Raw genomic sequence first — 13067 nt, 5'->3', positions numbered from 1 at the left:
GGCGCAACATGGCCGGTTCGCGCGGTTTGTCGAGGCCTAGAAGGGTCTCAAGACCCGGGCCTCGGCAAAACCGTAGGACGCCACCTTGTCGCGCAGCCCCCAGGCCTCCCCTTCGTCGGCGCCGCCCTGCAGGACGACCCGATAAAGGGTGACGCCATCGGGCCGCTGCACCGGCTCGATGATGGCCTGTCCGGCGGTGGAGAGCTGATCGGCGACCCGCTGGGCGTTGCTGCGATCACTGAAGGCACCGGCCTGAACCCTGTAGGCGCTGGCCCGCACGACGGCTGGCGCGCTGGCATAGACCGGCGCCGCCGAGGACACGGGCGGTATCTGGATCGAGGCTATCGCGGCCCCCGTGATCGGCGGCAGGCTGGCGGCGGCCACCGAGACCGGCGCCGGCGGCGTGTAGGCCGGCAGCGGAGCGGAATAGGCCGGCGGGATGTAGCTTGCCGAGGCATAGGCCGGAGCCGGAGCGGCGTTACTGGCGTACCGCAGACCCGTGTCAGGCCCGCCCAGGGTCGCGGGACCCACATACTTCACCCGGACGTTGGCGAGCCCCTTGCGGTCATAGCCGAGTTGGCGCGCGGCCTCGTGGCTCAGATCGATCACCCGTCCGCCCACAAAGGGCCCGCGGTCGTTCACCCGCACCCGCAGGGTCTTGCCGTTGTCGAGATTGGTGACCTCGACCATCGAGGGCAGCGGAAGGGTCGGGTGCGCCGCCGACACGGCGTTCATGTCGAAGGTTTCGCCGTTGGCCGTCGGCTTCATGTGGAAATCGTCGCCGTACCAGGAGGCGGTGCCGGTAGCGTTGTAGTGGGGATCTTCGTGCGGCACGTACCAGACGCCCGCCACCTGGTAGGGAGAACCGACCTTGTAGCGCCCCCCTGCCCCAGACGGCGCCTTGCCGGTCGTGGCGTCAGGCAGCTTGCCGGCCAACCTGGGTTGCGGCGTGGCGCAGGCCGCCAGGGCGACGCCGGCCACCAGGACGACAGCGAGGTTGCGCGCGGTGGCGCTGTGACGATGGGCGTTCATTGGCCGCAAATCCTTCTTCCCACGCGCCCCCCAGCACGCGGTTCTGGCATCCACAGTGCCTGTAAGGATTTGCACGACAGTTAAGGAAGACGGTTAATTCGTTAAGCCTGCGCCGAATCCCCGACGCACATATACTTTCGCGAGTGGGGGGCGGAGTTCGCGCATTGCGACGTGGCGACCGGTGCGCCCCGATCCTTTGCGAGGTTCGGCATGTCGATCTGGGATTGGCTTCTCAACCCTTCGGGCCTGACCCCCCACGGCTTTTGCCTGAGCTGGGCGCCTGGCCTGGTGACGATCCATGTCGTCTCCGATGTGCTGATCGGCCTGTCCTACTTCTCCATCCCGCTGGCGATCGCCGCCTTCGTCCGGCGTCGACCGGACCTGCAGTACGGGTGGGTGGCATATCTGTTCGTGGCGTTCATCCTGGCCTGCGGGACCACCCATCTTATGGCGATCCTGACGCTCTGGGTGCCGGCCTACGGGATTGAGGGGCTGATCAAGATGGCGACCGCGATCCTGTCCATCGCCACGGCCGCCATCCTCTGGCCGCTGATCCCCCGCGCCGCCGCCCTGCCCTCGGTGGCGCAGCTGGAACAGTTGAACCTTCGACTGCGGGAGAGCGAGGCCGAGGCGCGGCTGTCCAATCTGGAGCTTGAGCGCCGTGTCGCCGAACGGACGAGCCAGCTGGAGCGGGCCAACGCCCAATTGACCGAAGCCCTGGCCGAACGGTCCCAGGCTCAGCAGGCGCTGGCGCGTAACGAGGCCGAGTATCGCGCCAGCTTCGAGGCTGCTGCGGTCGGCAAGATTCAGACCGACCCCCTCACCGGCAAGTACATCCGCGTCAACCGCGCCTTCGCCCATATGCTGGGTTACGAACCAGAGGATCTGATCGGCCAGGACGGCTGGAGCTTCACCTGGCCTGAGGACCGCGAAGAGGGTCGGGAAGGCTATGCTCGGCTCCTTGCCGGAGAGGTCAGCACCTATCACCGTGAGAAGCGTTATCTGCGACGGGATGGGCAGCCGGTCTGGGGACGGTTGTCGGGGTCTATCGTCCGCGACCCGGAAACCAATGAGCCGCTGCTCTCCATTGGGGTCGTTGAGGACATCGATGAACGCCACAAGGCCCAGGCCGCGCTGGAGACCGCCAAGCGGGACCTGGAAGATATGGTCGAGGCGCGCACGGCGGCCCTGAGGCAACGTGACCTCCTGCTTCGGGAGGTCTATCACCGAGTGAAGAACAACCTCCAGATCGTCGACAGCCTCCTGGTGATGCAGGCCCGGCAGGTTTCCGACCCAGGGGCCAAGGAGGCCCTGTTGAGCCTTCGCAGCCGGGTCTACGCCCTGGGCCTCGTCCATCATCAACTGATGGGATCGACCAACCTCAGCACCTTCGATGTCGCCCCATTCCTCCACGAGCTGTCCACCAACGTGGTGGAGGGCGGCGCCGATCAGAATATCGAACTCAACGTGGAAGCGATCCCGCTCGAAGTGGGTCTGGACTTCGCCATTCCCCTCGGGCTGTTGGTGACGGAGCTGGTGACCAACGCCCTGAAGCATGCTTTCCCGGGCAGGCCGGGGACCATTGACGTCATGCTCCGACGTGGCGCTGACGGGAGCATCGCGCTAATCGTCGCCGATAATGGCGTCGGCTATGCTGCCGACGGGGCCCATGCAGGCGGAACAGGTTCCGGACTGGGGGCCAGCATTATCAAGGGCTTGGTGTTGCAGATGGGGGGCATGATGTCGGTGGCGGGGGACAAGGGAACCAGGGTCGAGATTCGCTTCGCCGCGCCGGTGGCGTCTTGAGCGACCTTCGTGACTGCGTCCTGATCGTCGAGGACGAATTCCTGATCGCCGAGGGTCTGCGCTATCAGATCGAGGAAATGGGCCAGAGCGTCTGCGCGATCGCTGCGACCGCCGAGGACGCCATCGCCGCGGCCCAGGCGCACCGGCCCCGGATTGTGCTGATGGACATGCGTCTGCGCGGCGAGAAGGACGGCGTCGACGCCGCCCTGGCGATCTACGACACGGTCGGCTCGAAGGTGATCTTCATCACCGGATCGCGGGAGCCGGCGACCATGGCCCGCATCGACACCGACCACCCGGCGGCGGTGCTGTTCAAGCCGCTCTCGGAACGCCAGCTGCGCCACACCATCGAGGAGGTGCTGGCGCGCTGAGGTGGCGGACGGGGTGGGATTCGAACCCACGGTGGGCTTTCACCCACGGCGGTTTTCAAGACCGCTGCCTTAAACCACTCGGCCACCCGTCCAGGTTTGAAACCTAGTCCTTGGCGCGTTCCACATAGGAGCCGTCCTCGGTGAGGATGACCACCCGGGTGCCCGGCGCAATATAGGGCGGCACCATGGTGCGCAGGCCGTTGGAGAGCACCGCGGGCTTGTAGGACGACGAGGCGGTCTGGCCCTTCACCGACGGCTCGGTGTCGACGATCTCGAAGGTGGCCAGGCGCGGCAGGGACAGGGCGATCGGCACGTCGTTGTGGGTCGAGAGCTGGACCGTCATGTTCTCCTGCAGATAGGCGGCGGCGTCGCCGATCACCTCTTCGCTGGCGGTGAGCTGGTCGTAGTTCTCGGGGTTCATGAAGTGGAACCCGTCGGCGTCCTGGTAGAGGAAGGTGTGGTCGCGCTCGTCGACGAAGGCCTTCTCCACCGACTCCGTGGTGCGATAGCGTTCCGACACCTTCACCCCGTCGGAGATGCGCCGCATGTTCAGCTGGGTCACCGGGGTGCCCTTGCCGGGGTGGATGTTCTCGGCGCTGAGCACCACGTAGAGCTTCCCGTCCATGTCGACGACGGCGCCCTTGCGGAGCGAGCTGGCGGCTACCTTTGGCAAGTCATTCGTCCTCTGGTCGCGGCGGGCCAATGGCCGGCGCGTTGTGCTAGGTTCCTGCGCTCCTATAGCGATCCGGGCCAGGATCGCCAGTCTCTTGGAGCGCCGCGCGTGACCTCCCCCCTGCCCTCGCCCTGGTGGCGGCCCGAGAACCACCAGGACCGCAGGCCCTTCCTGCTGGGGCGCAACGCCATACAGAGGGCCATCCGGGGCTGGTTCGAGGACCGGGGCTTCACCGAGGTGGACGCCGCGGCCCTGGCCGTATCGCCGGGCAATGAGGCCCATCTGCACGCCTTCGCCACCGAGGCCGTCACGACGGACGGAGTGCGGTCGCAGCTCTATCTGCACACCTCCCCGGAGTTCGCCTGCAAGAAGCTGCTGGCCGCCGGCGAGACGAAAATCTTTGATTTCGCAAAGGTTTGGCGCAACCGCGAGCGCGGCGCCCTGCACCATCCGGAGTTCACCATGCTGGAGTGGTACCGCGCCGAGGCGCCCTATGAGAGCCTGATGGACGACTGCCAGAGCCTGCTGGCCCTGGCGGCGGAGAGCGTCGGGGCCGACGCCTTGCGGTTCCGGGGCCACATCTGCGACCCCTTCGCGGAAGCCGAGCGGGTGACGGTGGCGCAGGCCTTCGAGCGGTGGGCCGGCGTCGACCTGCTCATGTCGGTGGCCACGGATGGAACAGTCGACCGTTCGGCCCTGGCGGCCCAGGCGCCGGTGCGGGTGGCCGACGATGACACCTGGTCCGATATCGTGTCCCGGATTCTGGTGGAGAAGATCGAGCCGCACCTCGGCATGGGCCGGCCGACATTGCTCACCGAGTACCCGATCGCGCAGGCGGCCCTGGCGCGACCGAAACCCGGAAACCCAAGGGTGGCCGAGCGTTTCGAGCTCTATGCCTGCGGCGTGGAGCTGGCCAATGCGTTTGGCGAACTGACCGACATTGACCAGCAACGTGACCGTCTGGGTGCCGAGATGGACGAGAAGCAGCGCGTCTACGGCGAGCGATACCCCATCGACGAAGACTTCCTGGCGGCGCTCGCCGTGATGCCGGAAGCCAGCGGCTGCGCGCTGGGCTTTGACCGCCTGGTGATGCTGGCCACGGGCGCGGCGCGGATCGACCAGGTGCTCTGGACGCCGGCTCCGGAAACCTAAGCGCCGTCAGTCTCGCACGCTTTTCTCCGCTCCAGTCTGATCAACGTTGTCGCGTGCGCGATCGAGCACCGCGCGAAGGTGGCGCAGGACCGGCAAGGCGTCCGCCAGCGTCGCAGCGTCCAGTTGCTCGGCGATACCGGCCGTGGCCGCGTCGAGGTTGGCGATGGCGGCTTCGCGAAAACGACGACCCTCTTCGGTGAGGTGAACCAGCTTGGAGCGGCCGTCCTGGGCGTTGCGCCCTATCGAGATGAATCCTCTTTGCCTCAGCACTGACAGCGAGTGAGTCATTGTCGCCTTCGTGACCTGCATTGCGCTGGCGAGCCGCTGGGGCGTCCGGCCGTCGCCCATGCGGACCATGTGGTTAAGAATGAAGAAGTGCGACACGTGCACGCCCTCCGGCAGCACGCGGGCAAACATATTCATGGCCAGCTGGTTGATGATGCCGACCTCGTTCAGAAACTCAAATAGCTGCCGGCCGGTCAGCTGGTCCCCCTCGCTCATGCGGCGACCAGCTTGGCCGCGAGCGGCCAGCGGGGGCTGGGTCCGACAGCCGCGCCGTGGCCGATGCGGCACAGCATCTGCACGGTTCCGCCACGAGGCGCCAAGCGCGCGTGCGCCTCACGGTAAGGACCGGCCATCTCCGGAAACTCCTGCAGGGCCTGACTCAGCGGATGCCACCCGACGCTCTCGCGGGTAGCGGCCAGGTTCATGCGCACCCAATCACGCCCTGCGGCGATTTGGTCAATCCGTCGGTTCTGTGCGCTAACCATCCAGACGTGTCCTGTGGCGGAAGCCGCGTTCTCGATCACCGCCCCTACCCCCTGCTGGTAAGCCATAGACTTCGGATCCAGCGCCACCTGGCGGTCAAACTGGCCGACGCGCGCCAAGCCCTCGAACACCACGCCCGTGAAGTCGATACCATCGGGGTTCGCCTCCACTTCGGCGCGGCCGATGCGGAACAGATCCACACTCTCACGATATGTTCGCGGAGTGGCGATCTCGATACGCAGCGCGCGTTCGGTGAGGCTGCGCAGCGCCGCGACCGAGGTGGGCGCCAGAGATGCATCCACCGCCGGGCCGTGGCGCGCGGCCGCCAGGATCCGGGGAACGACCGCGGGATCCACGAGACGCGCCGTGTCGAACGGCTCCTTGTTTGATCTGCGCGCCAGCACGTGGGCGAATAGCGGGTCGGGGCGCGCGGTTCGGTCACGCACAAACCGCGCAATCGCCACTCGACCGGAGGTCAGTCCCTGGGGAGTCTCGCCGTCCGGGAACAGCTCCAGGTCCACGCGATGGCCCGCTTCGGCCGCAGCCATCACCATCAACTCCAAGAAGCAGCCGAGGCCGATGGTGATCTGACGGTTGAGCGGGTCAGTGTGGGGGAGCAGGCGCGAGCGATCAACATGGAGGGTGACCTGGCCCGGCGTCCGCACATCAGCCAACCACGGCTGCCGATTGTGCGGGTTAGGCGCGAGGATCGCGTAACTCAATGCCCCTAGCCGGACGTCGTCCCGTCGTCCCGCGGCCGACCAAGGGGCCAGTGCAAGCTTGGGGTCTCGAGTCAGCGCAAAGCCCACAGCCCCTGCCGTCGCCCCAGCGAGCACGCCGCCACCGATCAAGGAAAGAAACCGTCGCCGTTCCATCGCCATCTCCAAGGTCATTTCATTTGATGTCATACTAGTTAGCTAGACGTCTAACCAAACGCGGTCAAGTGATCTGGACGCCGGTCCCCGGCCAGCCTTGAGACTCAGCTTCAGGCGCGGTACGGCTGCGGCGTGAGCCGGTCGCTGTCCTTGTCGTTCAAGACCGCCCTCGCGGTGTTCTGCATCGCGTTGTCGCTGCTCTATGCGACCGCCTCGGCCGCCAGCGTGCTGGACCGGGTGCAGCACCAGAGCCAGCCGGCGCAACACCATGAGCACGGCGGCTTCAGCGACCTGTCCTTCGACGATCACCACCAGGACGGCGACACCGCGACCAACCATGATCCTGGCAGCGGGCATCATCACCACGCCGATGGCCCGCAGGGCATTCTCGGAGAGAACCAGGGGTGCGGGGTCAGCGCGAGCTTGACCGAAAGGCCAGCCATCCTGTCCGACCAGCTGATCACCAGTCCCGGCTCACCCGGGCCCGAGCGCCCTCCCAAACATCTCCCCATCAGCGTCTGAGCTCCCGCGTCGCACGACGTGGGCCGACCCAAGTCCGTCTCGTGAGACCCCCATGCCAAAGCCCCACAACGCGCGCCTCCGGGCGCCGTCCCGCCGTCTGCTGACGGCCTGCGCCGCCGTGTTCGCGGCGGTCAGTTTCGACGCCGTCGCCGAGACCTTGAGTCTGTCCGAGGCCCTGACACGGGCCGCGACCTATGACCCCTCCCGCCCCGCCGCCGACGCCCGCGTGCAGGCCGCACAGGCCGGTGTCCGCCAAGCGGGGGTTCGCCCCAATCCTATCCTGGGCGCGGACCTGGAAAACTTCGCCGGCACCGGTGACGTGGGGCTGGCCGATCGCTCCGAGGCCACGCTCTATTACGAGCAGACCTGGGAACGGGGCGGCAAGCGCGAGGCGCGGGTCGATGTGGCGCGGGCGGAATTGGCCGTGGCCCAAGGCCGGGCCTCGGTTCGCGCCCTTGACCTGTTGGCGGAGGTCCAGGCGGCCTGGGTGGAGGCGCTGGCCGCCGAGGCCCAGATCGCGGTGGCGGAAGAACGCCTGGCCCTGGCCCGGCGCCTGGAAGGCGAGGTGGCGCGCCGGGTGCGCGCGGCGCGTGATCCGCTGTTCTCCGGCGAGCGCGCCCGCACCGCCACCGCCCAGGCCCGTATCGACCGCGACCAGGCGCTGGCCGCCGCAGAGCAGGCGCGAGGGCTGCTGGCGTCCTACTGGGGCGCCGGCGCCGATTTCGAGCTCGGCGCCTCGGCCCTGGAACCGCGGGCCGCGGCCCCTGCCGGCACACTCGCTGACACTCCGGACCTGCGGCTGCTGGCGATGGAGCGCGACCTGAGCCAGGCCCGGATCGGGGTCGAGCGCGCCCGCGCCGTGCAGGATCCCCGCTGGCGGGCCGGACTGCGGCACTTCGGGGAGAGCAACGATGTGGCGGTCATCATCGGGGGATCGATCCCGCTTGGCCGCAACGACACCAACCAGGGCGCCATCGCGCGCGCCCAGGCCGAGCGCACCGCCGCCGAAGCAGACATGGCCGCCGCCCGGATCGACCGGGAGCGGGAGGTGTCGCGCCTGACCGCACGGCGCGCGGCGACCCTGGCCGAGGTGACCCGAAACGACGCTGAGGTCGCTCCCAGCGCGGCGCGGGCCGTAACCCTGGTCCGGGACGGCTTCAACCGTGGCGGCGGGGCCTTCACCTATCTGGAGGTGGCCGACGCCCAGCGGGCGGTCATCGAGGCCAAGGCCCGGCGGATCGACCTCCTGAAACGCTTCCATCTCGACGGCGTGCGCCTTGACCGGCTGACCGGTCGCCATGCCGCCCTCATCGCCAGCGCGGAGATCCGCTGATGCGCCCCTCGACCTTCCGCGGCCTGGCCGCACTCCTGCTGGCCGGCAGCCTGCTCGCCGCCTGCGGCGACCGGCCCAAGTCCAAGGCCGAGGGCGACGACCACGCCGCCGCCGCCGCCGATTTCGAGCGCGGGCCGCATCGCGGCCGCCTGCTCCGCGACGGGGACTTCGCCGTCGAGATCACCATTTTCGAGGACGGCGCGCCGCCCGAGTTCCACGCCTATGTCTATCGCAAGGACAAGCCCATCGATCCCCGACAGGTGCAGCTCAGCGTCGAGCTGACCCGGCTGGGCGGCAAGGTCGACCGCTTCGCCTTCGCCCCTGTCGAGGACTATCTGCGCGGGGCCGGGGTGGTGGTCGAGCCGCACTCCTTCGACGTCAAGATCCGGGCGGTCGAGGGCGGCCGGACCCATCAGTGGGCCTATGCCTCCTATGAAGGCCGCACGAGCATTTCGGCCGAGGCGGCCAAGGCCGGCGGCGTGCGGACTGAAATCGCCGGACCGGCGACGATCAGCGAGCTGGTCGACATGGCCGGCCGGGTGGAAATCGTTCCGGAGGGCATGGCCGAGGTTCGGGCCGTCTATCCCGGCCGCATCCTGATGATGCGCGGCGAGCTGGGCCAGTCGGTGCGCAAGGGGCAGGCGATGGCGCGGGTGGAGTCCAGCCACAGCCTGCAGGCCTATGCGATCACGGCGCCGATCAGCGGGGTGATCACCGAGAAGAACGCCAATGTCGGGGGCGTGGCCGGCGATCAACCCCTGTTCGTGGTCGCCGACCCCACCAAGCTGCACGCCGAGTTCTTCGTCTATCCGCGTGACGCCGAGCGCGTCCGGGTCGGCCAGCCGGTCGAGGTCCGCTCGCTTTCGGGCGAGGCGCGGCTGACCGCCAGGGTCGAGGCCATCCTGCCGACCGCCGACCTGGCCAGCCAGACCCTGATGGCCCACGTCCACTTGCCGCCAGGCGCGGCGACGAGCTTCCGGCCCGGCATGGGGGTGGAGGGATCCTTCTCCGTCGGCGCGCAGTCGGCCCCGCTGGCGGTGCGCACCAAGGCCCTGCAGCGGTTCAGAGACTTCACCGTGGTGTTCGCCAAGGTCGGGAACACCTACGAGGTGCGGATGCTGGAGCTGGGCCGCCAGACGCCGGAATGGACCGAGGTGCTCGGCGGCCTGGCGCCCGGAACCGAGTATGTGGTCGACGGCGCCTTCCTGATCCGCGCCGACATCGAGAAGTCGGGGGCCAGCCATGACCACTGACATCGTCGCCGGTCGCCCCGGCCTGCTGGTCCGCATCGTCACGCTGTCGATCCGCTTCCGCTGGGCCGTGCTGGCCCTGGTCTTCCTCTCCGCCGCCCTTGGCGTGTGGAGCTTTCAGCGGCTGCCCATCGACGCGACGCCGGACATCACCAATGTCCAGGTCCAGATCAACACCGAGGCACCCGGCTTCTCGCCGCTGGAGGCCGAGCAGCGGATCACCTTTCCGGTGGAGACCGCCATCGCCGGCCTGCCCGGCCTGCAATACACCCGCTCGGTCTCGCGCTACGGGCTGAGCCAGGTGACCGCGGTGTTCGAGGACGGCACCGACATCTACTTCGCCCGCCAACTGATCAACGAGCGACTGCAGATCGCCCGCGGGCAACTGCCGTCCGCCATCGCCCCGGAGATGGGGCCCATCGCCACCGGTCTGGGCGAGATCTTCATGTACACCGTCCAGGCCAAGCCCGGCACGCGTAGGCCTGATGGCGAGCTCTACACCCCCGAGGACCTGCGCACCCTGCAGGACTGGGTGATCCGGCCGCAACTGCGCAACACGCCCGGAGTCACCGAGGTCAACACCATCGGCGGCTTCGAACGGCAGTACCACGTCACCCCCCTGCCCGAGCGGCTGTCGGCCTATGGCCTGACGATGACCGAGGTCATCGAAGCGCTGGACCGCAACAACGCCAATGTCGGCGCGGGGTATGTCGAGCGCTTCGGCGAGCAGTACCTGGTGCGAGTTCCGGGCCAGGTCGCGGGGCTGGACGACCTCAAGGGGATCATCGTCAGCAACCGCGGCGGCGTGCCGATCCGGATCGCCGATGTGGCCGACGTCGGCATGGGTGAGGAACTGAGGACCGGGGCCGCCACCCAGGACGGCCGCGAGGTCGTGCTGGGCACGGTGTTCATGCTGGTCGGCGAGAACAGCCGCACGGTTGCGCGCGCCGCGGCCGCCCGGCTCGAAGAGGCGGCCAAGGCGCTGCCCGCGGGGGTTTCGGCCGTACCGATCTACGACCGCACCGACCTCGTCGACCGCACCATCAGGACCGTCGAGACCAACCTGCTTGAGGGGGCGCTGCTGGTCATCGTCGTGCTCCTGCTGCTGCTCGGCAACATCCGCGCGGCGCTGATCACCGCCGCGATCATCCCGTTCTCCATGCTGCTGACCATCACCGGCATGGTGCAGACCCGGGTTTCCGGCAACCTGATGAGCCTGGGGGCGCTGGACTTCGGCCTGATCGTCGACGGGGCGGTGATCATCGTCGAGAACTGCCTGCGGCGGTTCGGCGAGGCCCAACATCGTCTGGGCCGGGTGCTGACCCGCGACGAACGCTTCAGTCTGGCGGCCACCGCCACCGACGAGGTGATCGGCCCGTCGCTGTTTGGCGTGCTGATCATCACCCTGGTCTATGTGCCGATCTTCGCCCTGACCGGGGTGGAGGGGAAGATGTTCCATCCGATGGCGATCACCGTCGTCATGGCCCTGAGCGCCGCCATGGTGCTGTCGCTGACCTTCGTTCCCGCCGCCGTGGCCCTGTTCGTCACCGGCAAGGTCGAGGAGACCGAGAGTCCGGTGATGCGCGGCGCGCGGCGATTCTATGAGCCGGCCCTGGCCTTCGCCCTGCGGATGCGCACCGCGGTGGTGGCCGGGGCCGTGATCCTGGTGCTGTTGGCCGGTTTCGCAGCGAGCCGGATGGGCTCGGAGTTCATTCCGAACCTCGACGAGGGCGACATCGCCATGCACGCCCTGCGTATCCCGGGCACCAGTCTGAGCCAGGCGGTCCAGATGCAGGCCGCGCTGGAAGCCCGCATCAAGCGGTTCCCGGAGGTCGAGCGGGTGGTGGCCAAGATCGGCACCGCCGAGGTGGCGACCGATCCGATGCCGCCCTCGGTCGCCGACACCTTCATCTTCCTGAAGGACCGGAAGGAGTGGCCCGACCCGCGCAAGCCCCGCGCCGAGCTGGTCGAGGAACTGCGGGCCGCCGTGGCCCAGGTGCCGGGCAACAACTACGAATTCACCCAGCCGATCCAGATGCGGTTCAACGAGCTGCTGTCGGGCGTCCGCGCCGATGTGGCGGTCAAGGTGTTCGGCGACGACCTGGACCAGCTCCTGACGATCGGCAATGAGCTGAAGGCCGTGGTGGAGGGCGTCGACGGCGCCCAGGACGTCGGTGTCGAGCAGATCACCGGCCTGCCGGTGCTGCAGATCACCCCCAACCGCGCCGCGCTCGCCCGGCTGGGGTTGAACGTCCAGGACGTGCAGGACGTCGTCGCCACCTCCCTGGGCGGCGCGGTGGCCGGGCAGGTGTTCGAGGGCGACCGGCGCTTCGATATCGTCGTCCGGCTGCCGGAGCCCCTACGCCGAAACGTCGATGAGATCGGCCGCCTGCGGATCCCCCTGGCCGCGACCGGGCAAGGCCCGCGCGGCTTCGTGCCGCTCGCCGACGTCGCCAAGATCGAGGTGGAGATCGGTCCCAACCAGATCAGCCGCGAGAACGGCAAACGCCGGGTGGTGGTCACCGCCAATGTCCGTGGCCGCGACCTGGGCTCCTTCGTCCAGGAGGTGCAGCGCAAGGTCGGCGCCGAGGTGGAGGTCCCGACCGGCTATTGGATCACCTATGGCGGCACCTTCGAGCAGCTGATCTCGGCGGCCAAGCGCCTGCAACTCGTGGTGCCGGCGGTCCTGTTGCTGATCTTCGGCCTGCTCTACGCCCTGTTCCGCTCGGCCAGGGACGCGGCGATCGTGTTCTCCGGCGTGCCCCTGGCCCTGACCGGCGGGGTTGCGGCCCTGCTGCTGCGCGGCCTGCCGCTGTCGATCTCGGCGGCGGTGGGCTTCATCGCCCTGTCGGGGGTGGCGGTGCTCAACGGGGTGGTGATGGTGAGCTTCATCCGCAACCTGGTGGCCGAGGGTCGCCCCCTCGACGCGGCGATCTCCGAGGGCGCCCTCACCCGACTGCGGCCGGTGCTGATGACCGCCCTGGTGGCCAGCCTGGGGTTCGTGCCCATGGCCTTCAATGTGGGCGCGGGCGCCGAGGTGCAGCGTCCGTTGGCCAGCGTGGTGATCGGGGGGATCATCTCCTCGACGATCCTCACCCTGCTGGTGCTGCCGGCGCTCTACCGGATGGTCCATGGTCGCCGGGCGGCGCGGGATGGCGCGATCAGGTGACCTGGACGCCGGTCCCCGGCGAGAGCTAGAGCCCGTTCCGATCTGATTGCGTCAATCAGATCGGATAAAACGGGCTCTAATTCAAAAGGTTAGAGCATCTTTTCGATCCGATAACC

The 13067-nt window shown here is 68.3% G+C and carries 11 protein-coding genes and 1 tRNA gene; 7 read left to right on the top strand and 5 right to left on the bottom strand.

What is annotated here, in order from left to right; translation table 11 throughout:
- Positions 1–36 precede the first annotated feature (36 nt).
- Positions 37–1032 (bottom strand): septal ring lytic transglycosylase RlpA family protein, encoded by a 996-nt coding sequence (locus tag Q8N10_RS05055; RefSeq protein WP_304777103.1) that lies wholly within the window; start codon positions 1030–1032, stop codon positions 37–39.
- Positions 1033–1242: 210 nt separating this feature from the next.
- Between Q8N10_RS05055 and Q8N10_RS05050 the strand changes: the two genes are divergently transcribed.
- Positions 1243–2838 (top strand): sensor histidine kinase, encoded by a 1596-nt coding sequence (locus Q8N10_RS05050; RefSeq protein WP_304777102.1) that lies wholly within the window; start codon positions 1243–1245, stop codon positions 2836–2838.
- On the top strand, positions 2835–3209 hold the full coding sequence (locus Q8N10_RS05045; RefSeq protein ID WP_304777101.1) for a response regulator: 375 nt from the start codon (positions 2835–2837) through the stop codon (positions 3207–3209). Before Q8N10_RS05050 ends, Q8N10_RS05045 begins: the two co-directional genes overlap by 4 nt.
- A gap of 2 nt (positions 3210–3211) precedes the next feature.
- Here the strand turns inward: Q8N10_RS05045 and Q8N10_RS05040 are convergent.
- Positions 3212–3301 (bottom strand) — tRNA-Ser (locus Q8N10_RS05040).
- An 11-nt stretch (positions 3302–3312) separates the two neighbouring features.
- The gene (efp, locus tag Q8N10_RS05035) at positions 3313–3882 is read right to left on the bottom strand and encodes an elongation factor P (RefSeq protein WP_304777100.1); all 570 of its coding nucleotides are present in this window, start codon (positions 3880–3882) and stop codon (positions 3313–3315) included.
- Between the two features lie 108 nt (positions 3883–3990).
- Here efp and epmA point away from each other — a divergent pair, with 108 nt between their 5' ends.
- Positions 3991–5034, top strand: coding sequence for an EF-P lysine aminoacylase EpmA (epmA, locus tag Q8N10_RS05030; protein WP_304777099.1), 1044 nt, complete (start codon positions 3991–3993; stop codon positions 5032–5034).
- A gap of 6 nt (positions 5035–5040) precedes the next feature.
- Here the strand turns inward: epmA and Q8N10_RS05025 are convergent, their stop codons facing one another.
- A complete protein-coding gene (locus tag Q8N10_RS05025) occupies positions 5041–5535 on the bottom strand; it encodes a MarR family winged helix-turn-helix transcriptional regulator (protein WP_304777098.1) in 495 nt (164 codons plus the stop codon).
- Positions 5532–6695, bottom strand: a complete 1164-nt coding sequence (locus Q8N10_RS05020; RefSeq protein WP_304777097.1) for a hypothetical protein — start codon at positions 6693–6695, stop codon at positions 5532–5534. Before Q8N10_RS05020 ends, Q8N10_RS05025 begins: the two co-directional genes overlap by 4 nt.
- A gap of 114 nt (positions 6696–6809) precedes the next feature.
- On the opposite strand from Q8N10_RS05020, the gene Q8N10_RS05015 reads away from it, so the two are divergent.
- From Q8N10_RS05015 to Q8N10_RS05000, 4 genes are read left to right on the top strand one after another with little or no spacing between them, the layout of a single operon-like run.
- The gene (locus tag Q8N10_RS05015; protein WP_305338381.1) at positions 6810–7199 is read left to right on the top strand and encodes a hypothetical protein; all 390 of its coding nucleotides are present in this window, start codon (positions 6810–6812) and stop codon (positions 7197–7199) included.
- 52 nt (positions 7200–7251) lie between these two features.
- Complete coding sequence (locus Q8N10_RS05010) at positions 7252–8532, top strand: TolC family protein (protein ID WP_304777095.1); 1281 nt, start codon at positions 7252–7254, stop codon at positions 8530–8532.
- Complete coding sequence (locus Q8N10_RS05005) at positions 8532–9785, top strand: efflux RND transporter periplasmic adaptor subunit (RefSeq protein WP_304777094.1); 1254 nt, start codon at positions 8532–8534, stop codon at positions 9783–9785. Before Q8N10_RS05010 ends, Q8N10_RS05005 begins: the two co-directional genes overlap by 1 nt.
- 22 nt (positions 9786–9807) lie before the next feature.
- On the top strand, positions 9808–12951 hold the full coding sequence (locus Q8N10_RS05000; protein ID WP_304777179.1) for an efflux RND transporter permease subunit: 3144 nt from the start codon (positions 9808–9810) through the stop codon (positions 12949–12951).
- Positions 12952–13067 lie beyond the last annotated feature (116 nt).

It is taken from the genome of Phenylobacterium sp. (assembly GCF_030693625.1).
GTDB lineage: Bacteria > Pseudomonadota > Alphaproteobacteria > Caulobacterales > Caulobacteraceae > Phenylobacterium > Phenylobacterium ferrooxidans.
Note: the sequence above shows the minus strand (reverse complement) of the source record. Positions and strands in the feature narration are given on the sequence as shown.

What these genes read in the sequence shown, in the direction of transcription:
- Q8N10_RS05005 (WP_304777094.1), top strand. Translation starts at nt 8,532, where the DNA reads ATGCGCCCCTCGACCTTCCGCGGCCTGGCCGCACTCCTGCTGGCCGGC.
- Q8N10_RS05025 (WP_304777098.1), bottom strand. Translation starts at nt 5,535, where the DNA reads ATGAGCGAGGGGGACCAGCTGACCGGCCGGCAGCTATTTGAGTTTCTG.
- Q8N10_RS05050 (WP_304777102.1), top strand. Translation starts at nt 1,243, where the DNA reads ATGTCGATCTGGGATTGGCTTCTCAACCCTTCGGGCCTGACCCCCCAC.
- Q8N10_RS05010 (WP_304777095.1), top strand. Translation starts at nt 7,252, where the DNA reads ATGCCAAAGCCCCACAACGCGCGCCTCCGGGCGCCGTCCCGCCGTCTG.
- Q8N10_RS05055 (WP_304777103.1), bottom strand. Translation starts at nt 1,032, where the DNA reads ATGAACGCCCATCGTCACAGCGCCACCGCGCGCAACCTCGCTGTCGTC.
- Q8N10_RS05020 (WP_304777097.1), bottom strand. Translation starts at nt 6,695, where the DNA reads ATGACCTTGGAGATGGCGATGGAACGGCGACGGTTTCTTTCCTTGATC.